The 22,706-nt window shown below is 67.5% G+C and carries 19 protein-coding genes; 7 read left to right on the top strand and 12 right to left on the bottom strand.

The window, feature by feature from the left end:
* Positions 1-16 precede the first annotated feature (16 nt).
* Entirely contained in the window at positions 17-526 is a 510-nt protein-coding gene (locus SNAS_RS22145) for an NUDIX domain-containing protein (RefSeq protein WP_013019702.1), read from the bottom strand.
* 118 nt (positions 527-644) lie between these two features.
* Between SNAS_RS22145 and SNAS_RS22140 the strand changes: the two genes are divergently transcribed.
* Entirely contained in the window at positions 645-2,006 is a 1,362-nt protein-coding gene (locus SNAS_RS22140) for an alkaline phosphatase D family protein (protein ID WP_013019701.1), read from the top strand.
* On the opposite strand, the gene SNAS_RS22135 is transcribed toward SNAS_RS22140, so the two are convergent.
* A complete protein-coding gene (locus tag SNAS_RS22135; protein ID WP_013019700.1) occupies positions 2,001-3,434 on the bottom strand; it encodes an alpha/beta hydrolase family protein in 1,434 nt (477 codons plus the stop codon). The genes SNAS_RS22140 and SNAS_RS22135 overlap by 6 nt on opposite strands.
* 141 nt (positions 3,435-3,575) lie before the next feature.
* On the opposite strand from SNAS_RS22135, the gene SNAS_RS22130 reads away from it, so the two are divergent.
* Positions 3,576-5,000, top strand: a complete 1,425-nt coding sequence (locus SNAS_RS22130) for a sugar porter family MFS transporter (RefSeq protein WP_013019699.1) — start codon at positions 3,576-3,578, stop codon at positions 4,998-5,000.
* Between the two features lie 60 nt (positions 5,001-5,060).
* Positions 5,061-7,886: an AfsR/SARP family transcriptional regulator gene (locus SNAS_RS22125; protein ID WP_013019698.1), complete on the top strand. Its 2,826-nt coding sequence runs from the start codon at positions 5,061-5,063 to the stop codon at positions 7,884-7,886.
* A gap of 58 nt (positions 7,887-7,944) precedes the next feature.
* Here SNAS_RS22125 and SNAS_RS22120 read toward each other — a convergent pair whose 3' ends face one another.
* From SNAS_RS22120 to SNAS_RS22095, 6 genes are all read right to left on the bottom strand, one after another.
* On the bottom strand, positions 7,945-10,509 hold the full coding sequence (locus SNAS_RS22120) for an ABC transporter permease (protein WP_013019697.1): 2,565 nt from the start codon (positions 10,507-10,509) through the stop codon (positions 7,945-7,947).
* A 2-nt stretch (positions 10,510-10,511) separates the two neighbouring features.
* Positions 10,512-11,282 carry an ABC transporter ATP-binding protein gene (locus tag SNAS_RS22115; RefSeq protein ID WP_013019696.1) on the bottom strand — a complete coding sequence of 257 codons (771 nt, stop codon included), beginning with the start codon at positions 11,280-11,282 and terminating at the stop codon, positions 10,512-10,514.
* Positions 11,283-11,508: 226 nt separating this feature from the next.
* Complete coding sequence (locus tag SNAS_RS22110) at positions 11,509-12,183, bottom strand: response regulator (protein ID WP_013019695.1); 675 nt, start codon at positions 12,181-12,183, stop codon at positions 11,509-11,511.
* 1 nt (position 12,184) lies between these two features.
* Positions 12,185-13,414 carry a sensor histidine kinase gene (locus SNAS_RS22105; protein WP_052305090.1) on the bottom strand — a complete coding sequence of 410 codons (1,230 nt, stop codon included), beginning with the start codon at positions 13,412-13,414 and terminating at the stop codon, positions 12,185-12,187.
* Between the two features lie 28 nt (positions 13,415-13,442).
* Positions 13,443-14,645, bottom strand: a complete 1,203-nt coding sequence (locus SNAS_RS22100) for a cation:proton antiporter (protein WP_013019693.1) — start codon at positions 14,643-14,645, stop codon at positions 13,443-13,445.
* A 65-nt stretch (positions 14,646-14,710) separates the two neighbouring features.
* A complete protein-coding gene (locus tag SNAS_RS22095; RefSeq protein WP_013019692.1) occupies positions 14,711-15,514 on the bottom strand; it encodes a RecB family exonuclease in 804 nt (267 codons plus the stop codon).
* A 73-nt stretch (positions 15,515-15,587) separates the two neighbouring features.
* Here SNAS_RS22095 and SNAS_RS22090 point away from each other — a divergent pair, with 73 nt between their 5' ends.
* Together SNAS_RS22090 and SNAS_RS22085 are read left to right on the top strand one after the other, a co-directional pair.
* Positions 15,588-16,772 (top strand): site-2 protease family protein, encoded by a 1,185-nt coding sequence (locus SNAS_RS22090; protein ID WP_083787385.1) that lies wholly within the window; start codon positions 15,588-15,590, stop codon positions 16,770-16,772.
* On the top strand, positions 16,765-17,649 hold the full coding sequence (locus tag SNAS_RS22085) for a tRNA (adenine-N1)-methyltransferase (protein ID WP_013019690.1): 885 nt from the start codon (positions 16,765-16,767) through the stop codon (positions 17,647-17,649). Before SNAS_RS22090 ends, SNAS_RS22085 begins: the two co-directional genes overlap by 8 nt.
* On the opposite strand, the gene SNAS_RS22080 is transcribed toward SNAS_RS22085, so the two are convergent.
* Positions 17,646-17,936: a ferredoxin gene (locus SNAS_RS22080; protein WP_013019689.1), complete on the bottom strand. Its 291-nt coding sequence runs from the start codon at positions 17,934-17,936 to the stop codon at positions 17,646-17,648. The two genes, SNAS_RS22085 and SNAS_RS22080, sit on opposite strands and share 4 nt — an antisense overlap.
* 113 nt (positions 17,937-18,049) lie before the next feature.
* On the opposite strand from SNAS_RS22080, the gene arc reads away from it, so the two are divergent.
* On the top strand, positions 18,050-19,840 hold the full coding sequence (arc, locus tag SNAS_RS22075; protein WP_013019688.1) for a proteasome ATPase: 1,791 nt from the start codon (positions 18,050-18,052) through the stop codon (positions 19,838-19,840).
* A gap of 52 nt (positions 19,841-19,892) precedes the next feature.
* On the opposite strand, the gene SNAS_RS22070 is transcribed toward arc, so the two are convergent.
* The 3 genes from SNAS_RS22070 to SNAS_RS22060 form a co-directional block, all read right to left on the bottom strand.
* Positions 19,893-20,354, bottom strand: coding sequence for a lamin tail domain-containing protein (locus SNAS_RS22070; protein ID WP_041626669.1), 462 nt, complete (start codon positions 20,352-20,354; stop codon positions 19,893-19,895).
* Between the two features lie 114 nt (positions 20,355-20,468).
* Positions 20,469-20,975 (bottom strand): GNAT family N-acetyltransferase, encoded by a 507-nt coding sequence (locus SNAS_RS22065; RefSeq protein WP_013019686.1) that lies wholly within the window; start codon positions 20,973-20,975, stop codon positions 20,469-20,471.
* A 45-nt stretch (positions 20,976-21,020) separates the two neighbouring features.
* Positions 21,021-21,275, bottom strand: a complete 255-nt coding sequence (locus SNAS_RS22060; protein WP_013019685.1) for a hypothetical protein — start codon at positions 21,273-21,275, stop codon at positions 21,021-21,023.
* Between the two features lie 309 nt (positions 21,276-21,584).
* Here SNAS_RS22060 and SNAS_RS22055 point away from each other — a divergent pair, with 309 nt between their 5' ends.
* Positions 21,585-22,676 (top strand): helix-turn-helix domain-containing protein, encoded by a 1,092-nt coding sequence (locus tag SNAS_RS22055; RefSeq protein ID WP_013019684.1) that lies wholly within the window; start codon positions 21,585-21,587, stop codon positions 22,674-22,676.
* The last annotated feature ends 30 nt before the right edge of the window (positions 22,677-22,706 follow it).

The raw sequence follows: 22,706 nt of genomic DNA, 5'->3' as shown, positions 1-22,706 counted from the left end.
TCGCACAGCGCTGGGATCAGCGGTTCTCGAAGAACATCCGGGCCGCGGTGGTGTGGGTGGGGAAGGCCAGTTCGGTGGGGGCGGGGAGGAGGTGCCAGCCGTCGGCCTCGGGGGTGGGGGTTGAGGGTGGGAGGTCGGTGACGGGGCGGGTGGGGAGGAGGGCGAAGATCTGGATGGTTCGGACGGAGTTGTCCACATGGAATAGTTGGACGTCGTTGGGGTCGGCTTCGATGTGGGACTCTTCGCGTAGTTCGCGGACCGCTGCTTGTTGCCAGGTTTCGCCCAGTTCTATGTAGCCGCCCGGGAGGGCGAGGAGGCCGGAGCCGGGTTCGATGGTGCGGCGGACGATGACGAGGTTGGTGGTGCCGTCGGTGTCGGTGGTGGGCAGGAGGGTCACCGCGACGGGGAGGGGGTTGGCCCAGGTTGTCTCGTGGCAGGAGGGGCAGTCGCGGGGCCAGGTGGTGGTGGGTTGGAAGCGGGTGCCGCAGAAGGCGCAGTGGTTGGCTTGGCGGTCGGGTGAGTACATCCGACCATTGTGACCCCGGGGCGGGGTTGGGGTGGGTGGGGGTTTTGAAGGGATGTAGGGACATATGAATGCGTCTATGCTTGAAGGGCCCCAGCCCCTCGTAGCGAACGGACGACAGATGTCATTGTCGTATACCTGGGTCGGTGCCACGACCCCCGCCGCCGTCATCGTCAAGGCAAGGTTGAGCGGGGATACCGCGCGATTGCATGTCTCGACGGAGTCCGATTTGGCCGATCCGGTGAAGTCGGAGGCGGTGGCTCCCGAGAACGGTGTCGCCGAGTTGAAGGTCGACGGTCTGAAGGCCGCGACCCGCTATTACTACGGTGTCGAGATCGACGGCGATCTGGACCGCGAGGCCCTCGGGCGGTTCCGCACCCATCCGGTGCTGGGCGAGCCCGCGGACTTCACCGTCGCCGCCACCTCGTGCGCCGGGTTCGAGCCCGAACATCCCGGTACCGGGGACGTGACCGTCCCCGCTCGGGTCTCGAACCATCCCGTGTTCTCGGACATCCGGGAGCGGGACCCGCTGATGTTGCTCCACATGGGAGACATTCACTACTACGACATCGGTTCGGGGGAGTTCGTGCCCGATCATGATGTGGACACCTATCGGGGGGCGTTCGACGACGTGTTCGCCCAGCCGCGTCAGGCAGGGTTGTATCGGGATGTCGCGACCCAGTATGTGTGGGACGACCACGATTTCGGTCCCAACAACTCGGACGGCACCGCTCCGGGGCGCAAGGCAGCCGCCCAGGTGTACCGGGAGCGGGTGCCCCACTATGAACTGTCCGATGAGGTGGGTATCTGGCACAGCTGGACGATCGGGCGGGTGCTGTTCGTGGCGCTGGACGTGCGTTCGTACCGTTCGCCCGACGACGATCCCGACGGGCCCGACAAGACGATGCTGGGCGCCGCCCAGAAGGCTTGGCTGAAGGGGGTTCTGGAGTCCTCGGACGCGGCTTTCCTGGTGCTGTTGCCGGTGTGTCGCTGGTTCGACAGTTCCTCGAACGACACCTGGAGTTCCTTCGCCGAGGAGCGGTCGCAGCTCATCGACATGTTCGACTCGTTGGGTTGGGCCGGGCGGATGTGCCTGGTCGTCGGGGATCTGCACGCTGTCGCGATGGACTCGGGTGGGAACTCGCCCGGCCGGGTGCCGGTGTTCCACTTCGCCAGTATGGACTCGCGGCCGTCGGTGGTGAACAACCACTATGACCTCGGGCCGTCGCTGCCGGGCCGGGGGCAGTACGGGTTGTTGCGGCTCAACGACACCGGTGCCGAGATCACCGTGACCGCCACCGGGTACCAGGGTGCCGAGAAGATCAAGAGCCACTCGTTCACGGTCGGTGTGTCGGGAACCGGGCACACCTGTACGCCGGAGGAAGAGATGAAGGAAAAACGCGCCAAGACCGAAGCCACGTCGCGTCCGTCATTGTGGACGAGGCTCAAACAGACCGTCCGGGGTCTGTTCTACAACTCATGAGGGCTTGCGGGCCTCGAACCACGAGATGAACTCCGACACGGCGCCGGACGCGAACCGCAGACCATGCAACCCGTACGAGGCCTCCTCGTGGGTCATGCCGTCTACTTCGGATGGCACCCGTTCCAGCAGGTGCCCGGCGTTCGGGTAGCTGGTGATGGTGAAGTTCTCGTTGCCGCCGTCGGTGAGGGCGTCGCGGATGCGTTTCTCGGACTCGGCCGCGGGGAGGTTGGGGTCGTCGGTGCCGTACTGCAGCAGCACCGGGCAGGAGATCTCGCGGTAGCTGTTGGCCGGGTCGTAGCCCACGGACGGATCGGGGGTGCCCGCGTGCGCCTTGGCCACCTCGGCGGCCGAACCGGACGGGGGCATGGGGGACAGCTTCGGGCTGGTCTTGGCGTAGCCGGGCGGAGTGTACGCCTTGACCGTCTTGTCGGCGCGCAGCTTCTTCAGCAGCGGTTCGAGCTTGCGGACCTGGGACGGTGAGGCGTCGCCGGTCTGGCTCACCTCGGCCAGCAGCCGCCAGATCTTCTCGGCGATCCCGGCGGCCTCGGCGGACACGCCGCCCTGCCGCAGCGCGGTGCCACGGCGGTGCGCCTCCGATTCGGCGGCGGTGACGCCGGGGGCCGAGACGCCCGCGACGAACGCGACGTCGGGACGCCGCGCGGCCACCAGCGGCACCGTCCACATGCCGTTGCTGATGCCCCACAGGCCCACCTCGGAGACGGCCTTGTGTTCCTTGAGGAAGTTCATCGCCGCCTCGACCCCGGCGGCCCGGTCCTGGAGGGTCTCGGCGACCTCGCCGGTGGAGGCGCCGTGGCCCTGCCGGTCGAAGATCAGCGCGGCCACCCCGGCGCGAACCAGGGCGTGGGCCCACATGCGATAGAAGTCGCGCTGGTGGAACGAGGAACCGTGCACCAGCACCGCCGCCGGGAACGGGCCCTCGCCCGCCGGACGCAGCAGCGTGCCCGCAACGACGGTGGCCTCACCGGAGACCAGGAAACTGACCTCCTCCTCGACCGGTACCTCGGCGCGCCGCAGTGTGGCCTCGGCGCCCTCGATGGCGATGCGCAGTTCACCGTCGGCGGTGAAGGTGATCTCCTCGCCCTGTTCGGACAGCAGCCGGTCGGCGGCGATGGGCGTCAACGGAACCACGGCGTCGTGGTCGAGGTCGACATAGAACGGGAACGGCTCGGCCAGCCCGGAGTCGGGGTTCATGGTGACGACGAGCTTGATGTCGCCGTCGGTGTACTCGCCGACCCGCGACCGCCAGGCCTCGATGTCGAAGGGCAGCACCGGATGCAGCTCGCGTCCAAATTGAAGTCGTGCGGGAAGGTCGAAGGTCGCCTGCTTCGCGTCGGCGGGCAGATTGATCCGGATAAGCCCGTCCTGCCCGGGCAGCAGCGCCACCCAGCCGAGCTTCGCTTTGGTCACGACATTCCCTTCGCCGAAAAATTCACGAGCACCGATTGTGCACCGGTCGGTGGCGCAGCGAAAGTCCTGTGACCGATATGCCCGAATTTTTGACGGAACGAACTTAAAGTCACTCCTAATGCGGGGAAATCAGGGGGGACGATGACCGACAGCGAAACCGTCGCGCACGAGAAGCGACGGGCCCATGCCAAGGCGCTCATGCTCGCGGGGGTCGCCGCGATCGGCGGATTCCTGTTCGGATTCGACACCTCGATCATCAACGGCGCCGTGTCGGCGATCGGCAAGGACTTCGGGATCGGCTCGATCGCGCTGGGCTTCGTGGTGTCCTCGGCGCTGCTGGGCTGCGCGGTGGGCGCCTGGTTCGCCGGGCAACTGTCCAATGCGCTGGGACGGGTGCGGGTGATGCTCATCGCCGCGATCCTGTTCTTCATCAGCGCCATCGGTTCGGCGCTGGCGGTCGCGGCCTGGGACCTGGTCATCTGGCGGGTGATCGGCGGTCTGGCCGTCGGCGCCGCCTCGGTGATCGCACCGGCCTACATCGCCGAGATCTCCCCGGCGAACATGCGCGGACGGCTGGGTTCGCTGCAACAGCTGGCGATCGTGTCGGGCATCTTCGTGGCACTGCTGGCCGACTTCGTGTTCGCCACCGCCGCCGGAGGAGCCAACGAACCACTGTGGTGGGGCCTGGACGCGTGGCGGTGGATGTTCGCCTCGGCCGCGATACCCGCGTTCGCCTACGGCATCATGGCGCTGCAGATCCCCGAGTCACCCCGGTACCTGGTGTCCAAACACGAACTGACGCGGGCCCGCGAGGTGCTCAAGAGCGTGCTGGGCGGCAATGTGGACCAGCGCATCACCGAGATCGAACGATCGCTCAAGTCCGACAAGCCGCCGAGGATGGGCGACCTGAAGGGACCCGTCCTGGGGCTGCTGCCGATCGTGTGGGTGGGCATCCTGCTGTCGGTGTTCCAGCAGTTCGTCGGCATCAACGTCATCTTCTACTACTCCTCGACGCTGTGGGAGGCCGTCGGATTCAGCCAGTCCGACTCGATGCTGATCTCGGTCATCACCTCGGTGACCAACATCGTCACCACCCTGGTGGCCATCGCCCTTGTGGACAAACTCGGACGCAAACCGCTGCTGCTGGCCGGTTCGGCGGCGATGGCCGTCAGCCTCGGCGTGATGGCGTTCATCTTCGCCACCGCGCCGGTCGCAGACGTCGCGGGCAAACCGCAGCCGATGCTGGGTGACCTGGAGGGTCCGATCGCGCTGGTGGCCGCCAACCTGTTCGTCTTCGGCTTCGGCTGCTCCTGGGGCCCGCTGGTGTGGGTGCTGCTGGGCGAGATGTTCGGCAACCGGATCCGGGCCTCGGCGCTGGCGGTGGCCGCCGCCGCGCAGTGGGTCGCCAACTGGACGGTGTCGGCGACCTTCCCGTGGCTGTCAGAGGTGGGCCTGGGCCTGGCCTACGGCCTGTACGCGGGCATGGCCGCCCTGTCCTTTGTGTTCGTCGCGCGGGCGGTGCGCGAGACCAAGGGCCGGGAACTGGAGGACATGGACCGGGCTTGATTCCGTTGCGGCGGGGTATGATCGCCAACCGGTGATGGTTATCACGTCAAGGCGGGAATCGTGCTGCAATTCCGGGTCCTGGGCCCGATGGAAGTCTGCTGTGATGGGCAAGTGGTGCCGACCGGCGGTGGCCGCAGTAAGGCCGTGCTGGCGGCACTTCTTTTGCACGCCAACAAAACCGTCTCCCGGCCCCGGCTGATCGAGCTGGTGTGGGCTGACGCCCCCGACTCCGTCGACTCCAACCTGCGCAGCTACCTGGCGAAACTGCGCAAGAAGCTGCACATCCCCGGCGAGGACGCCTCCCGGCTGGTCGCCGACCCGCACGGCTTCCGGGTCGTGGTCGACGAGGGTGAGCTCGACCTGGCCGAGTTCGACGCGCTGGCCAGCCGGGGCGAACAGGCCCTGGCCGCCGAGGATCCCGCCACCGCCGCCGACTGCTTCACCCGGGCGCTGGCCCTGTGGCGGGGACCGGCGTTGGGCGGCGTCCTGGTGGAACCCAACCTGGCCGCGGCTGTCGCGCACGTCGAGGAACGCCGCGAACACATCGAACTGCGCAACTTCGAGGCCCGGCTGGCCCTGGGACAGCACGGCGAACTCATCGGCGAACTGCGCGGACTGATCTCGGCGAGGCCGCTGCGCGAGAAACCCGTCGCCCTGCTCATGCTGGCGCTGTACCGCTCGGGTCGCCAGAAGGAAGCCCTGGAGTTGTACCGCCAGACCCGGGCCCGGTTCCGCGACGAACTGGGCTGCGACCCGGGCAAGAACCTGACCGAACTGCACCGCCGCATCCTCAGCGCCGACGCCGGACTGGACGCGCCCCGGCCCGCCGTCGCCGTGGCCGCCGCCCCCGCCCGGGTGGTGCCGTCGCAGCTGCCCGCCGACGTCCCCGCCTTCACCGGCCGCCAACCGGAACTGGCCGCGCTGCGGCAGCTGTCCCGCGGCTGCCTGGACGCCGAGGCCGCCGGATCGGTGGTGGTGTGCGCCCTGGACGGCATGCCCGGCATCGGAAAGACGACGCTGGCCGTGCACGCCGCCCGGCTGCTGGCCCCCGACTTCCCCGACGGCCAGCTGTTCTTGGACCTGCACGGTTTCAGCGGCGCCGGGGAACGCGTCGAACCCGGCGACGCCCTCGACCGGATGCTGCGGGCGCTGGGCCTGGCCGTCGAGGACATCCCCGCCGAGGTGGAGGACCGCGCGGCGCTGTACCGCTCGCTGCTGTCCGACCGGCGGCTGCTCATCGTGCTCGACAACGCCGCCGACGAGGCCCAGCTGCGGCCGCTGCTGCCCGGCGGCTCCCGCTGCCTGGTCATCGTCACCAGTCGCCGCCGGATGTCGGCCCTGGACGAGGTCACCCCGATCCCGCTGGACGTCATGAGCGCCGACGAGGCCACGGCGCTGTTCCTGGACGCCGCCGCGACCACCGGACTCGACGACACCGCGGCGGGCATCGTCGCCGAGGTCGTCGAGACCTGCGGACGGTTGCCGCTGGCGGTGCGGATCGCCGCCGCCCGGCTGCGCAGCCGTCCCAACTGGACCCTGGCCGACCTGCGCGACCGGCTGGCCCGCGACGGCGAACTGCTGTCCAAACTCGAGTTCGGGCAGCGCAGCGTCCGGGTCGCCTTCGAGATGTCCTACCGGGAACTGGACGAACGGCACGCCCACCTGTTCCGGCTGCTGGGCCTGGCGCCCGGCTCCGACCTGTCGGTGGGCGCGGTGTGCGCGCTGTTGGGCGAGGCGGCCGCCCACGAGGTCGAGACCCGGCTGGAGGACCTGGTCGACGCCCACCTGCTGCGGTCCCGGCGGCCCGGACGCTACGCGTTCCACGACCTGCTGCGCGCCTACGCCGTCAACCTCACCGAGTCCACCGACCCCGCCGAGCTGCGCGCCGAGGCGGTGGAGCGCATCGTCGACTACCACGTCCACACCGCGCACCGGGCGACGCTGCGGCTGGACCCGCTGCGGCGCGTCACCCCGCTGCCGCCGCTGCACGACGCCGTCAAACCCGCCGAGTTCGTCGACAGCCGCGCCGCCCGGGACTGGTTCGACGAGGAACTGGCGACACTGAAGGCGGTGCTGCGACTGACCGAGACGCGGCGACTGGACGAGTCGACCTACCAGCTGGTGTGGGCGATGGAGACCTACCTGAGCCGCCGGGGCCTGTGGGCCGACTGGGAACGGTTCCAGCGGCAGGCCATCGCCGCGGCCGAGCGACTGGGCGACCTGCCCCGGCAGGCCTACGCGCACCGGGTGCTGGGCCGTCCGCTGACCCAGCTGAGCCGCTACCCCGAGGCCTGCGCCGAGTTCAGCAAGGCCGTGGCGCTGTTCAAGCAGCTCGACGACCCGGTCGGGCAGGCCGACTCGCACCGGGGCCTGGCCTGGGCGTACTCCCGCACCGGCGACCGGCAGCGCGGCCTGGAGAACGTCATGGAGAGCCTGGTCCTGTACCGCAAGGCCGGGAACCAGCGCCGGGTCGCGCACGCCCTCAACGGCGTGGGCTGGCAGCACGCCCTGGCGGGGGAGTACCCGCAAACCCTCGACTACTGTGGACAAGCGATCGAGATCTTCGCCGAACTCACCAAACAGCACGGTCACCACGACGCCCACGCCGAGGCCGAGACCTGGGACAGCCTCGGCTACGCCCACCACCATCTGGGCAACCACACCGAGGCCATCACCTGCTACCGCACCGCCTTGGACCTGCTGGAGGACGTCGAGGACCGGTACTTCACCACCGAGGTGCTCACCAACCTCGGCGACGTGTACCTGTCCGAGGACGACCGCGACGCCGCCCGCCGGGTGTGGAGCCAAGCGCTGACCACACTGGACGAGCTCGGGCATCCGTACGCCGACAAGGTTCGCAGCCGACTGGCGACACTGGACGAATGACGGTGGGCCCGTGCTCTCGCACGGACCCACCGTTCCCCGCCTGCTTGCCCGGAAAGGGCTACTCGTAGGAGATGGCCTCCAGGACGTTGATCCGGTTGGCCCGGTAGGCCGGGATCAGCGCCGCGAAGAAACCGACCACGATAGCGGCGACCACATAGAACGCCATGGTTCCCCACGGCATCGCCAGGACGTCGATGAACGTCCGCAGTCCCCGCTGGGCCGCGATACCCAGCCCGGCGCCCACGCCCAGGCCCAGCAGCGCGCCGAACAGCGAGATCACGATGGACTCGACGGTCACCATCCGGGTGACCTGACCGCGCGTCAGCCCGGTGGCCCGCAACAGTCCCAGTTCCCTGGTCCGTTCCCGGATCGACAGCGTCAGCGTGTTGATGACGCCGATGACCGCGATCAGCATCGCCAGACCCAACAGGACCTGCACCACCGTCAGCATGATGTCGAACATCTGGTTCAGCTGTTCGGTGAACGCGCTGGTGTCCATCACCGTGACGAGCGGATAGTCCTTCAGCAGCTCGTTGACGTCCTTCATGACCGGCTTGACGTCGTCCTTGTCGCCCACCTCGATGAACGCCTGCATCGGCTTGTCCTCGTGGAAGTACTTTGCGTTGGACGCGTCGACGATCCACGGCGCCGCCATGAAGTCACCGGTGTTGACGATGCCCGACACCGTGAACTCCTTGGGCTCCTTCAGGTTCGCGAAGGTCACCTCGACGGTGTCGCCGACCTTCGTCTTGGTGTCCTTGGCCTGCCCGGTGCTCATCAGCATCTCGTCGGGACCCAGCGAGTCCATCTCGCCCTTGTCCTTGGTGACGCCCAGAAGCCGCGTGAAGTCCTTGATGTTCGACGTCGCCTGGACGTAGATCGGTTCGCCATCCAAAGTGGCCTGCGAATCGGCGTAGCCGTCCACGACCTTGGTGACCCCGTCGATGTCGGCGGCCTCGTCGAGCACCGACTTGTCGAAGGTGGGCGGGTTCTGCCCCTGCGTCGCGGGCGAGATCATCAAGTCCATGTTGACCTGTTTGGCCATGTACTTCTGGATGCTCGCGTTGGCCGAGGAGAACATGACGCCCACACCGGTCACCAAAGTGATGCCGATCATCAGCGCGGTGGCCGTGATCGCCGTGCGCCTCGGGTTGCGGCCCGAGTTGCGGCGGCCCAGCTTGCCCGGCAGCGACCACGAGAACAGGAAACCGATCAGCGACACCAACGGCCGGGCCAGCACCGGGGTGAAGATGATGGCGCCCAGGAACAGCACCGTGATCGCGCTGAACACCGCGATGCGGGTGTCGTCGGAGTCGATCTTGCCGAACTGCTTGGTCAGCGCGGCGGTCAGCAGCGCACCACCGCCGACCAGCAGCAGCCCGCCGATGATGGCGAACCAGCGCACCGGCCGCTGCGTGTTGGACGGGTCCTGCAGCGCGGCGATCGGCGGAATCCGCCCGGCCCGCAGCGCCGGCAGCAGCGCCGCGAACATCGTGATGCCGATACCGATCGCGGCCGCGGCGATCCACGCCTCCATCGGGATGGACAAAGTGGTCTGGAGGTCACCGAACAGGCCGCTCATGGCCTCGGTGCCCGCCCAGCCCAGTCCCACACCCACGGCCATGCCGACCACGGCCGCCAGGGCGCCGATGATGAACGCCTCCAGCATCACCGATCGGGTCACCTGGCCGCGTCCGGCGCCGATGGCCCTGAACAGGGCCAGCTCCCGGGTGCGCTGCGCGACGATGATCGAGAAGGTGTTGATGATCAGGAACACGCTCACCAGCAACGCGATCGTCCCGAAGCCCAACAGCAGGTAGTTGAAGAAGTCGAGGATGATCGACAGCTGCCCGGCGGACTCCTCGGCGAGCTTGTCACCGGTCTTGATCTGGTAGTCGCCGCCCAGTTCGGACGACAGCTGCTTCTTCAGCTCGGTCTGCGAGACACTGCCGTCGCTCTTGACGTTGACGCTGGAGAACACGTCCTCCTTGCCCAGCAACATCTTCTGCGCCGTCTCGGTGGTGAACGAGACGGTGGACTCGCCACCGAGCGAACCCCGGTTGCCGGAGTACTCGAACACACCCGAGACCTCGAAGGACTGCGGTTTCGTGTCACCGGAGTTGGGCAGCACCAGCTTCATGGTGTCGCCGACCTCGTAACCGGTCGCATCGGACAGTCCCTTGTTGATGGCGACCTCGTCGGACGCCTCGGGGCCGGAACCGTCGGCCATCTCCATGGGGTCGTTGACGCCGGTCCAGTTGGTGCCGATGGTCGGGGGACCGGTCGGGGGCAGGACCTTCTCGTTCTTGTCGAGCACCTGCACGCCGCCGGCGGCGTCGGCGACCTCCGCGGTGGCCTTGTCGACGTGCGGTTGGGATTTGATCTCGTCGACCAGGTCGGCGGGGATCGTGGCGACCTTGTCCTTGGACTCGTCGGCGTCGGGGGTGACCTGGACGTCGACGTTCTTGTACGCGGTGGCGAACATGTCGCGGATCGAGTCGCCCAGCGAGGCGTTGAGGATCAGGGTGCCGGAGATGAACGCGACACCCAGGATCACCGCCAGGCCGGACATGAACAGTCGCGCCTTGCGCGACAGCAACGATTTGAACGTGGCACGCAACATCTCTAGCGAGCCTCCCCGGCCTTGACCGAGTCGACGATCTCCTCGAAGCGCTTCAGTTCGTCCAGCACCCGGTCGGCGGTGGGTTCGAGCATCTCGTCCACCACCCGGCCGTCGGCCAGGAACAGCACCCGGTCGGCGTAGGACGCCGCGACCGGGTCGTGCGTGACCATCACAATGGTCTGTCCGAACTGGTCGACCGAGTCGCGCAGGAACTTCAGCACCTCGGTGCCCGAACGGGAGTCCAGGTTTCCGGTGGGCTCGTCGGCGAAGATCACCTCGGGCCGCTGCACCAGCGCCCGGGCGCACGCGACGCGCTGCTGCTGGCCGCCCGACAGCTGCGAGGGCCGGTGGGACAGCCGGTCGCGCAGTCCGACGGTGTCGATGACCCGGTCGAACCAGGCCGCGTCGGGCTTCTGCTTCGCGATGGACAGCGGCAGCAGGATGTTCTCCTGTGCGGTCAGCGTCGGCAGCAGGTTGAACTGCTGGAAGATGAAGCCGACCTTCTGGCGGCGCAGTTTCGTCAGCCCCCGGTCGGACAGGCCGGTGACCTTCGTGTCGCCGATGTGGACCTCGCCCCGGTTGGTGTGGTCGAGGCCGGCCAGGCAGTGCATGAGCGTCGACTTACCCGACCCCGAGGGGCCCATGATCGCCGTGAACTGTCCGGCGCCGAACTCCGCGCTGACGCCGTGCAACGCGATGACCTGCGCCTCACCGGTGCCGTACACCTTCCAGACGTTGTGCGCCCGCGCGGCGGCGGTTGTCGTTGTGGTCAAGGTAAAGCCCTCCCAAGGGATTCATGCGTTTCGGTGTTGTCTCCACGTACCCGAAACGCTATTGCCTCTCCCGGGCCCGGGCGTCGTGCGCGGGCAGGATTCGCGAGTACACCTTCGCGTCCGCCCTGACCGTCACCGCGAGACCAAGGTGGACCCGTGCCCTAGCCGTAGGGAAGGAGTGCTTCTCCTCCTCAAGGAGGAGGCGGCGCGCGGAATGCCGCGAATGTCACCTACTGGGCTTTACCAGCCCGGTCTCATACGCCAGCACCACGGCCTGCACCCGGTCCCGCACGCCCAGCTTGGTCAGCACGTGCCCGACATGAGTCTTCACCGTCGTCTCACTGACCGTCAGCTCTTTGGCGATTTCGGTGTTGGACATGCCCTTGGCCACCAGGATCAGCACCTCGCGCTCCCGTTCGGTCAGCACCTCGAGGCTGGCCGGGGTGGCGCCGTCGGGTTCGGGCAGCCGGTCGACGAACTTCTCCAGCAGCCGCCGCAGGATCCTCGGCGCCACGACCGCCTCGCCGGACGACACCGAACGGATCGCCGCGACCAGGTCCTCGGCGGGGACGTCCTTGGCCAGGAACCCGGCGGCTCCGGCGCGCAGCGCGCCCACCACGTACTCGTCCAGGTCGAAGGTGGTCAGGATCAGCACCCGCACCGGCAGTTTCGCCTCGACGATGGCCTTGGTGGCCGCGACCCCGTCCATGCGGGGCATCCGGATGTCCATGAGGACCACGTCGGGAAGCAGTCGCCGCGCCAGGTCGACGGCCTCTACGCCGTCACCGGCCTCGGCGATGATGTCGATGTCGGCCTCGGCCCCCAGCACCATCCGGAACCCGGTGCGCAGCAGCGGCTGGTCGTCGACGAGCAGAACCTTGATGGGCTTGTCGGTGCTCACGTCAGGTCGTCTCCGTTGGGGCCTCAATGGGTATCAGGGCGTGAACCCGGAAACCCCCACCGGGGCGGGGACCGGTACGCAGGCTGCCACCGTACAGGGCGACGCGCTCGCGCATGCCCACCAGGCCGTGGCCGACCCGGCCGGAGGCGGTGGTCAGGCTCTTCTGTCCGGCGCCGTTGTCGGTGACCTCTATCTCCAGTTCGTCCTCGCGGTAGGAGATCCGCACCCCGGAGTTGGCGGGGCCGCCGTGTTTGAGGGTGTTGGTCAGTCCCTCCTGGATGATCCGGAACGCCGTCAGGGCGATGCCCTGGTCGAGCGGGAACGGGGTGCCGTCGATGACGAGCTTCACCGGCAGCCCGGCGGAGCGGACCTGGCCGACCAGCGTGTGGATGGCGTCCAGTCCCGGCTGCGGGGTCAGTTCCCGGTCGTCGACCGCGGGTTCGTCGTCGGTGCGCAGCACTTCCAGCAGCCGCCGCATCTCGCGCAGCGTGGTGCGTCCGGTGGATTCGATGGTGGCCAGCGCCTCGTCGGCCCGGTCGGGGTCACTGGTGAGGGTGCGCCGGGCGCCGGTGGCCATGACGTTCATGACCGACAGGTGATGCGCGACGACGTCGTGCAGTTCCCGGGCGATGCGGCGGCGTTCGTCGTTGATGGCCTCGACGACCTTGGCGACCTGGTTCTCCTCGGCGATGCGGGCCCGGTCCTCCAGTTCGCTGACCTTGACGCGTTTGCCGTGCACGACCCGTCCGATGCCGAAGCAGGTCACCGCCAGCACGTAGTTGAACATCAGCACGACGAAGGCGGGGCTTTGGGCGAGCTGCTCGGGGCGCGCCATCACGATCGTGAGCGTCGCGACCCCCCACAGTGCCGCGGTGGCCGCGATCGCGTTGCGGAACGGCAGCGCGGCGGCGATCGTGTAGGCGATGACGAGGATCGCCCAGGTGCCCGACAACCACGCCAACGGGTCCAACATGGACGCGAACAGCAGCGCGATCGTCAGCGCCAGCGACCACCACAACCACACCCGCCGGATGGCCACCGGAAGACTGCCCAGGAACAACCACAGCCAGATCAGCGGGTCGGTGGGCTTTATCTCCGGGGCGAGGAACGCCAGCCCGCTGAGGCCGAAGACGATCAGCGCCAGCAGCGAGTCGCCGGCCAACGGCCGGGCCTGAAACCAGCGGTGCAACGGTCCGTTGCGCATCCACACTCGGGTTTCGGCGGTTGTCATGGACGGTACGGTAACCTCTCGGCGCCGCTCAGCCCTCCGCGTGTCGGGGGATCTTCGCCTCATCCCCAGGATGGAGCCCGAGCCGGGGCACCAGCCATTCGGTGATCCCGGCCGACAGCGGTCCGATGATGGCCAGGATCAGCACGTACCCGGCGATGAACGGGGTCAGCCGCTCGTCCAGGCCCGCCGCGGCGGCCATGGTCCCCAGGATCAGCGCGAACTCGCCGCGTGCCAACAGGGTGGAGGCGATATTGGCCGCGGGCAGCGCCCCGAAGCCGTTCATGCGGGCCGCGGCGATACCGGCGGCCAGGTTGCCCACGATGGTGATGCCCACCGCGATGGCCACCGGGCCCGCAACCACGGCGATGTCGCCGGGATCGATGGACAGGCCGAACACGAAGAAGAAGATCGCCCCGAACGCGTCGCGCAGCGGGTGCACCAGCTCGCGGATGCGGGGCCCGGAGGTGGTGCCGCCGAGGATGAGCCCGATCATGAACGCGCCGATGGCGTCGGCGACGCCCAGCTTCTCCGAGATCCCGGCGATGAGCACCGCCGCGCCCAGGAAGCTGATCACCAGCAGCTCGTCGTCCTTGACGGCGATGACCTTGCCGATCAGCCGGGTGCCGAACCGGGCGGCGATCGCCAGCACCAGCAGGAACCCGAAGGCCTTGCCCATCTGCCACAACATCTCGGCCGCGCCCTCGGCGCCACCGAGTATCGGCTGGATCGCGGCCAGGTACAGCGCCAGGAAGATGTCCTCCACGACGATGATGCCCAGGATCAGCCGGGTCTCGGGATTGCCCAACCGTCCGGTGTCGACGAGCAGTTTCGTCACGATCGCCGAGGACGAGATGCCCACGATCCCGGCCAGTACCAGCGCCTCCCGGGTGCCCCAGCCCAACGCGAACCCGAAGCCCAGCCCGGCGCCGACGTTGAGCAGCAGGTAGATGCCGCCCACGGCGAACAGCTTCCGGCCGCCCTTCTTCAGGTCGTCGACATGGAACTCCAGGCCGAGATAGAACAGCAGCAGCACCAGGCCCAGCGCCGACAGCATCTCGAACTCGTGCGGATCGTCCACGAGGACGAAGCCGGGAGTGTACGGTCCCAAAAGGATCCCGGCGACCATGAACAGTGGAATCGTGGGAAGACCGATCCGGCGGCCCAGCCGGGCGATGACGGCGGCGGCGACGAAGGCACCACCCATGGCCAGCAGGGTTTCGGCGTGACCCACAGACACCTCCCGTTCGACGCGTAACGACCCTAACCCTAACAAATCGTTACACATCGACAAGGAGTTCAGACTGTGATCGGCAACGGGTACGGCGGCGGCGTTCCCCCGAACTCCGGGCACCGATCCTTGAAATGACACCATCCACAAAGGCCGCTCTTCTTGGCGCGGAAGTCGCCGCGCGTCACGGCCTCCCCGATCGCCCGCCACAACGCGGTGATGTTGCGTTCGGTGGCCCGCAGCTCCGCCTCGGTCGGGGAGTAGTCGATCGCCTGGCCGTCCTTCAGATAGATCAGCCGCAGCACCGTGGGCACCACGCCGCGGACGTGCCACAGCGCCACCGCGTAGAACTTCAGCTGGAACAGCGCCTCGGCCCGAAACGCCTCCCGGGGCACGCCGCCGGTCTTGTAGTCCACCACCCGGATCTCGCCGGTGGGCGCCACGTCCAGCCGGTCGATATAGCCCTTCAACCGCACCCCGTCGGCGGTGGTGGCCTCCACCAAACACTCGCGTTCGGCCGGTTGCAGTCGCCGCGGATCCTCCACCGCGAAGTACGCCTCAACCAGCTTGCGCACCTCGGCGATCCAGGCCGACTCGTCGTCCACGACACCCGCGGCCTCGGCATCGGCGTCGCGCAGCCGCTTCCACTCCGGCTCCACCAACTCCAGCGCCCGCCCGGAAGTGCGTTCGGCCGCGCCCAGGTCGTACAGCCGCTCCAGCACCGAGTGCACCAGCGTGCCCTTCACCTGCGCCGACGAGGTCGGCTCGGGCAGCTTGTCGATCACCCGGTACCGGTACTTCAGCGGGCAGGACTTGAAATCGTTGGCGCGCGAGGGTGACAACGTCACCGGGGCTCGAAACTCGGACGACATGGGCCAACCCTACGGCCGGACACCGACGTCCACGATGTCACCGCGCCCAGGACGCATGCGTACCATCTACTCGATGAACCAATCCGACGGCCGACCGACCCGCCCGGGCCTGCGCATCGCGCGTGTCCTCGGCGTGCCCGTCTACATCAGCCCCACCTGGCTGATCCTGGCCGTGCTGGTGACCCTCATCTACTCCGACGTCGTGCGGGTGGCCGTGCCGGGGCTTTCCGGTGGCCTGGTCTACCTGGTGTCCTTCGGTTTCGTGGTCACCCTGTGCGGATCGGTGTTCCTGCATGAGCTGGGCCACGCGCTCACCAGCCGCCACTACGGCATCGGCGTGCGCGGTATCACCCTGGAGATGCTGGGCGGCCACACCGAGATGGCCACCGATCCCAAGAGCCCCAAGGTGGAGGCCGTCGTGGCCCTGGCCGGACCGGCGGTGTCGGCGGTGCTGGGCGCCATCGGCACCGCGGTGGCCCTGATCCTGGAACCGTTCACGCTGGCCTGGCAGTTCGCCTTCCAGGTCGCCGCCTGCAACATCATCGTGGCCATCTACAACGTGCTCCCCGGGATGCCGCTGGACGGCGGCCGGGCGCTGCGGGCCCTGGTGTGGGCCATCAAGGGTGACAAACACGTCGCCTCCATAGTGGCCGGATGGGCCGGACGGGTGGTGGCCGTCGCCACCGCCGCGGCCGGAATCCTCGCCTTCGCCACCGGATTCGTCTCCGTCATCGGCATCGTCTTCGCGCTCATGATCGCCGCCGTGCTGTGGCTGGGCGCCACCCGCTCCATTCAGCTGGGCACCCTCGGCGCCCGGTTCCACCTGCTGGACGTGGCCAAACTGCTGCGCCCCGCCACCTGTGTCCCCAGTGGAACTCCGCTGGGCGAGGCGCTGCGGCAGCAGCGCGAGGCCGACTCCGGCGGCGTCCTGGTCGTGGACGCCGCGGGCCACCCCACCGCGATCATGCACAGTGCCGCGACCCAGGCCGTGCCCGCCGACCGCCGTCCCTGGGTGTCGGTCGACGACGTCGCGCAGGGCCTGGACGGTTCCAACACCTGGAAGCCGTCCTGGCGCGGCGAGGAGGTCGTCGCGGCGATGCGGCGCCACCCGGCCAACGAGTACGCCGTCGTCGACGACGGCCGGGCACTGGGAGTCGTCAACGCCGCCGACATCGCCGACGCCCTGGACCCGCGCAAACCAGCACCGGCCCCGCCGCGCGAGACGGCGACCGACACGGAGGTGACCGAACGTGAGTAATGTCCGCACAGGACCGTTCCGGGAAGGGGACCGGGTCCAGCTCACCGATCCCAAGGGACGCATGCACACCGTCGTCCTGGAGTCGGGCAAGACCTTCCACACCCACCGCGGCGGCATCAGCCACGACGACCTCATCGGACAGCCCGAGGGCAGCGTCGTGTCCTCCACGGCCAACACCCGCTACCTGGCGCTGCGACCACTGTTGACCGACTTCGTGCTGTCGATGCCGCGCGGCGCCCAGGTCATCTACCCCAAGGACTCCGCCCAGATCATCGCCGAGGGCGACATCTTCCCCGGCGCCCGCGTCATCGAGGCCGGAGCCGGTTCGGGCGCGCTGACCTGCTCGCTGCTGCGGGCCGTCGGCGAGACCGGGCACGTCTACTCCTACGAGCTGCGCCCCGACTTCGCCGAGATCGCCCGCAACAATGTCGAGACCTTCTGGGGCGGCCCGCCGAAACAGTGGACGCTCACCAATGGAGACTTCGCCGAGTGCGCCGAGACCGGTGTGGACCGGATCGTGCTGGACATGTTGTCCCCGTACGCGGTCCTGGACGCCGTGGAGCGGGCCCTGGTGCCCGGTGGCGTCCTGATCGGCTACATCGCCACCACCACCCAGATGTCGGACCTGGTGGAGGCGCTGCGGGAACGCGGCGGCTTCACCGAACCGCGCGCCTTCGAGTGCATGGTGCGCGGCTGGCACCTGGAGGGCCTGGCGGTGCGCCCCGACCACCGGATGATCGCCCACACCGCGTTCCTGGTGATCACCCGCAAGCTGGCGCCGGGCGTGACCGCGCCGACGCGGCAGCGCAAGCCCAGCAAGGGCGCCGAGGCCTACGCGGCCCGCAAGGCCCAGAACGCGACGCCGCCGCAGTCCTAGTCGTCGGCTCCGGGACCGGCGACGGGGGTGTCGTCGTCCACCTTGCGGACGTGGATGCACTCGCCGGGACAGTCCTTGGCGGCGTCGATGATGTCCAGGCGCAGGTTCACCGGAACGTCGACCCGCTGCCCGGTCTCGGTGCGCAGCTCACCGTCCTCCCCCTTCACGTATGCGAGTCCGTCGATGTCGAACTCGAATACGTCGGGGGCGTACTGAACACACAGGCCGTCCCCCGTGCACAGGTCCTGATCGATGTGAACGGTGAGTTGTTCGTTGTCGGCTGACACGTGTTCCAGATTAAGACGGCGAGACTGTGGCGATTCGTCGGTGCCTACGCATACCCTGTTAGCTCACAACCGGCTACGGTTGAGGAAGAACTCTCGAGTGAGAGGTGGGACAGATGTCACGTAACGATGATGAACAAGCCCGTGGTAGTCGCTGGGAGCGGGAAACTCAGGACCTCTCAACACAGGTGGAGTACTTGCAGGAGGAGCTCGCTCTGGCTCGCCGCAAGCTCACCGAGACACCTGGACACGTGCGTCTACTGGAAGAGCGCCTGGCCGCGACGAAGGCCCAGGTCGAGCGGATGTCCGAGCAGAACGAACGGCTCGTGGCCACGCTCAAGGACGCCCGCGAGCAAATCGTCACCCTGAAAGAGGAGATCGATCGACTCGCCCAGCCACCCAGTGGCTACGGCGTCTTCATCGAGGCCCGTGAGGACGGCACCGTCGACGTCTTCACCGGCGGACGCAAGATGCGTGTGGCCTTGTCTCCCTCCATCGAACCCGAGTCGCTGCGACGCGGTCAGGAAGTCCTGCTCAACGACGCCCTCAACGTCGTGGAGAGCCTCGGCTTCGAGCGGGCCGGTGACGTGGTCACGCTCAAGGAACTGATCGAGAGCGACACCGGCCACCCGGACCGGGCGCTCGTCACCTCGCACGCCGACGAGGAACGGGTCGTCCACCTCGCCGACAGCCTCACCAACGCCCCGCTGCGGGCCGGTGATTCGCTGCTGGTCGAGCCGCGCTCCGGATACGCCTACGAGCGGATCCAGAAGAGCGAGGTCGAGGAACTGGTCCTGGAAGAGGTCCCCGATGTGGACTACGAGTCCATCGGTGGTCTCGACGGCCAGATCGAGTTGATCCGCGACGCGGTGGAGCTGCCGTTCCTGCACGCCGACCTGTTCGCCGAGTACGAGTTGCGTCCGCCCAAGGGTGTGCTGCTGTACGGCCCGCCCGGCTGCGGCAAGACCCTCATCGCCAAGGCGGTCGCCAACTCGCTGGCGAAGAAGGTGGCCGAGGCGCGCGGCGACGACTTCACCGGCGGCGACCGGGCCAAGAGCTACTTCCTCAACATCAAGGGCCCCGAGCTGCTGAACAAGTACGTCGGTGAGACCGAGCGGCACATCCGCCTGGTCTTCCAGCGCGCTCGCGAGAAGGCCAGCGAGGGCCAGCCGGTCATCGTGTTCTTCGACGAGATGGACTCGGTCTTCCGCACCCGCGGTTCGGGTGTCTCCTCCGATGTGGAGAACACCATCGTCCCGCAGCTGCTGTCCGAGATCGACGGTGTCGAGGGTCTGGAGAACGTCATCGTCATCGGCGCCTCCAACCGCGAGGACATGATCGACCCGGCGATCCTGCGTCCGGGCCGCCTGGACGTCAAGATCAAGATCGAACGCCCCGACGCGGAGTCGGCGCGCGACATCTTCTCCAAGTACGTCACCACGAAGCTGCCGCTCAACGAGGCCGACCTGGCCGAACAGGGTGGCTCCCGCGAGGCGTGCGTGCAGGAGATGATCCAGCAGGCGGTCGAGCGCATGTACACCGAGACCGAGGAGAACCGCTTCCTCGAGGTCACCTACGCCGACGGCGACAAGGAAGTCCTGTACTTCAAGGACTTCAACTCCGGTGCCATGATCCAGAACATCGTGGACCGCGCCAAGAAGATGGCCATCAAGGAGTTCCTGAACTCCCAACGCAAGGGCCTCCGCCTCCAGCACCTGCTCGACGCCTGCGTCGACGAGTTCCGCGAGAACGAGGACCTCCCGAACACCACCAACCCCGACGACTGGGCCCGCATCTCCGGCAAGAAGGGCGAGCGGATCGTCTACATCCGCACCCTGGTGTCCGGCAAGGGCGACGAGTCCGGCCGTTCCATCGACACGGTGTCCAACACCGGTCAGTACCTGTAACCCCCCGACGTGGAAAGGGACCCGGCGAACTGCCGGGTCCCTTTCCACGTTCTCAGTGACAGCTCTTCTGAGAACCGTCGTCGTCGTCCCAGCTGCAACTGTCGTCGAAGTTGCCCGACGGCGTGTACAGCCTCGCCTTGTCGCCGGTGTTGTTCCACACGTACCAGCTACGTCCCCAATAGACGTGACCGCCGCCGTTGCTTCCCTTTCCGGTGTGCACCTTGACATTCTTGCCAGCGCCAATGGTGTAGGTGGGGAAGAGGAACTTGTACCCGGCGTTGTCCTTGATGTACCACCCCTTGATCTGGTACGGAGTGGACCGTGCGTTGTGGATGTTGATCCACTCGGCGTTGAGCGATGTGTTCGATCCCGAGTCACTGCCGGGGGAGTTGAACTGGACCAACCCGATGTGAATGCCCCCCTCGTGGGCCGAGGCCGGGGTCGCGGTGACCGCCAGGCTCACCCCGATCGCGAGCAGAGTCGCCGCCAGGGTCGCCAAGATCTTCTTGCGCATGTTCATGGTGAGTGCCCTTCAAACCCGATTTCAACGGTTCCGTTCCGTTGTGCCGGTAGGGACGGATTCGTAACGCTACTCACCTTTCCCTGATCCACCAGGGGACCATGGTCCTCACTCGATCTGGGGAAGTTGCTTGACAAAGATGCGGCACTGTTCCTGCTGGCGGCTGACGTTGCCGTCGCTGTCGAAGTGCTCGCGGAAGGTGGTGGTGGGGGAGTGGATCCACTCGCGGTAGTCGAGTTGCTGGTAGAGACGGATCGCGTCGTGGTTGTCGAGGGCGACCCCCAGGGCGACTTGTTTGAAGTCGAGGCCCTTGAGGAAGGTCTCGGCCGCGGTGATGAGGCGGGTGCCGATGCCCCGGTTGCGCAGGCCGTCCCGCACCTCCAGGTGCTGGAGCAGCGGGACGGCCCGCAGGTGGAGTCGCAGTTCGGGCTCGTCGGCCGGTTCCAGGGAGACGTAGATGTCTCCGGCCGGTCGGCCGTCGACGAGGGCTATGAACAGCCGCCCGCGATCCTGGCGCTGGCGCCGCAGTCGTTCGGTGAAGTAGAACCGCTGCCCCAGCCGGTCGATGAGCGTCGGAAGGTCCTCGTCGCGAGCCTGGCGAATGGTCGGGTCCACCGCGTTTCACCTCTCAGATTCAGGTCTGGCGTTCCTTTGACCACACTAGACATATGTGATGGTCAGGACAACGACCACGATCAGCATCGTGATGGCGAACAGCGCGACGGCTCCGGCCCGCAGGAGGAGACCCACGATCTCCGAGATCGGGCCCCAGATGAGCCGTAGCGAGCGTACGGCCAGGGCGAGGGTGACGGTGAGAAGTACGACGACGAGGACCCGTCCGACGGCGCCGGTGTTGGCCGTCATGTCGACGGTGTCGGCGGACAGAAGTGTTGGGGTGTGGAGGAAGTGGTACATCGTGCTCTCCTTTGCCCAGCGGCTTGTGGCCACTGTCTACTCAGAGGGGTGTGAGACCGACGGCGGTTTCCGGATTGCGGGGGCTCCACGCGGCGCTGGGTGGAGAGCCGTCAGGTTCACTGGGATCCGTGAACTTCAGTTTTTGTGACTAAAGTTAATTCGTGATACCTGAATCTGAGAGTAGCGTGTAGACGCTGGGTCGCGCAAGACCCCGCCACTGTCCAAGATTTGACATCGATTGACACGTTCGTGACAATCCCTGGTTAGAGTGGCATGTTCAGTTAACCCGACTGAAGGGCTGAAACGCCGATGACTTCCCGCGAAAACCCGGCGCTGCTACTGGCCCGGCGCTTGCGTGGTCTGCGTGAACACGCTTGGCCGGACGTCTCACTGACCCAACGCGATCTCGCCCGGGTGCTGGGTGGTTCGCGTCCGTTGAGTGTTCCGTTGATCTCGTCGTGGGAGAACCCGCAGCGTCCTGTGGTGCCGCCCGCCGAGCGGCTGTTGGCCTACGCGGCGTTCTTCGCGTCCCGGCGTTCGGTGGAGTCGCGGCCCTACCGGCTGCTCGACGACGCCGAACTCACCACTGTAGAACGTGAACGGCGGGACCGGCTGGAACGCGAACTGCTGGAGGCGCGCTCGGAGGCGCTGACCTTCCAGGAGACGGCAACGACGCCGATCCCGGTGGGCACGTTGGACGGGCCGTGGCGGTTCGAGGACGGCAAACCGATCACCATCGTGTGCGCCGAGGTGCCCAAGCAACAACTCGACAGTCTGCCCACACCCGACGACCCGCTCCGCGCCTATGCCGAGCTGTACTCGTATGCGGACGCCGATTCGCTGCTGGAACTGCACGGACACATCCGGGCGGCCAATCCGTTCTCGGAAGTGACGGTGCGCAAGGCCCCCGAACTGCTGCCGGACGATTACACGACCCATCTGGTGCTGCTGGGCGGCTCCGACTTCAACAGCGCCACCCGTACCCTGATCGCGATGTTGAAGCTGCCGGTCATGCAGGTGCCCGCCGGACCGGAATCCCGGCTGCCCACCATGTACCGCGTCGAGGAGGACGGGCGCACCGACGACCACCATGCCGACTGGGACGCCGGGGGAACCCACCTGCTCAGCGACGTCGGCCAGTTCGTCCGCGCCCCCAATCCCCTCAACGGCAAGCGAACCCTGACCATCTGCAATGGCATCGACAGCCGGGGCGTGCTGGGCACCGTCCGGGCGCTCGTCGACGAGCGATTCCGGGAACGCAACAGCGCGTATCTTCGCGACCGGTTCGCCGGTTGTACCAAGTACGGGGTACTGACGCGGATCCTGATCGTCGACGGTGCCGTCGTCACGCCTGACTGGACCCTCAAGGAAACCCGCCTTCACGAATGGAAAGCCACATAGTGACCTCACAACGGCAGGATCGCTGATCAA

The sequence above is a fragment of the Stackebrandtia nassauensis DSM 44728 genome (assembly GCF_000024545.1).
Lineage (GTDB): Bacteria > Actinomycetota > Actinomycetes > Mycobacteriales > Micromonosporaceae > Stackebrandtia > Stackebrandtia nassauensis.
This window is presented reverse-complemented; position numbering and strand designations above follow the sequence as displayed.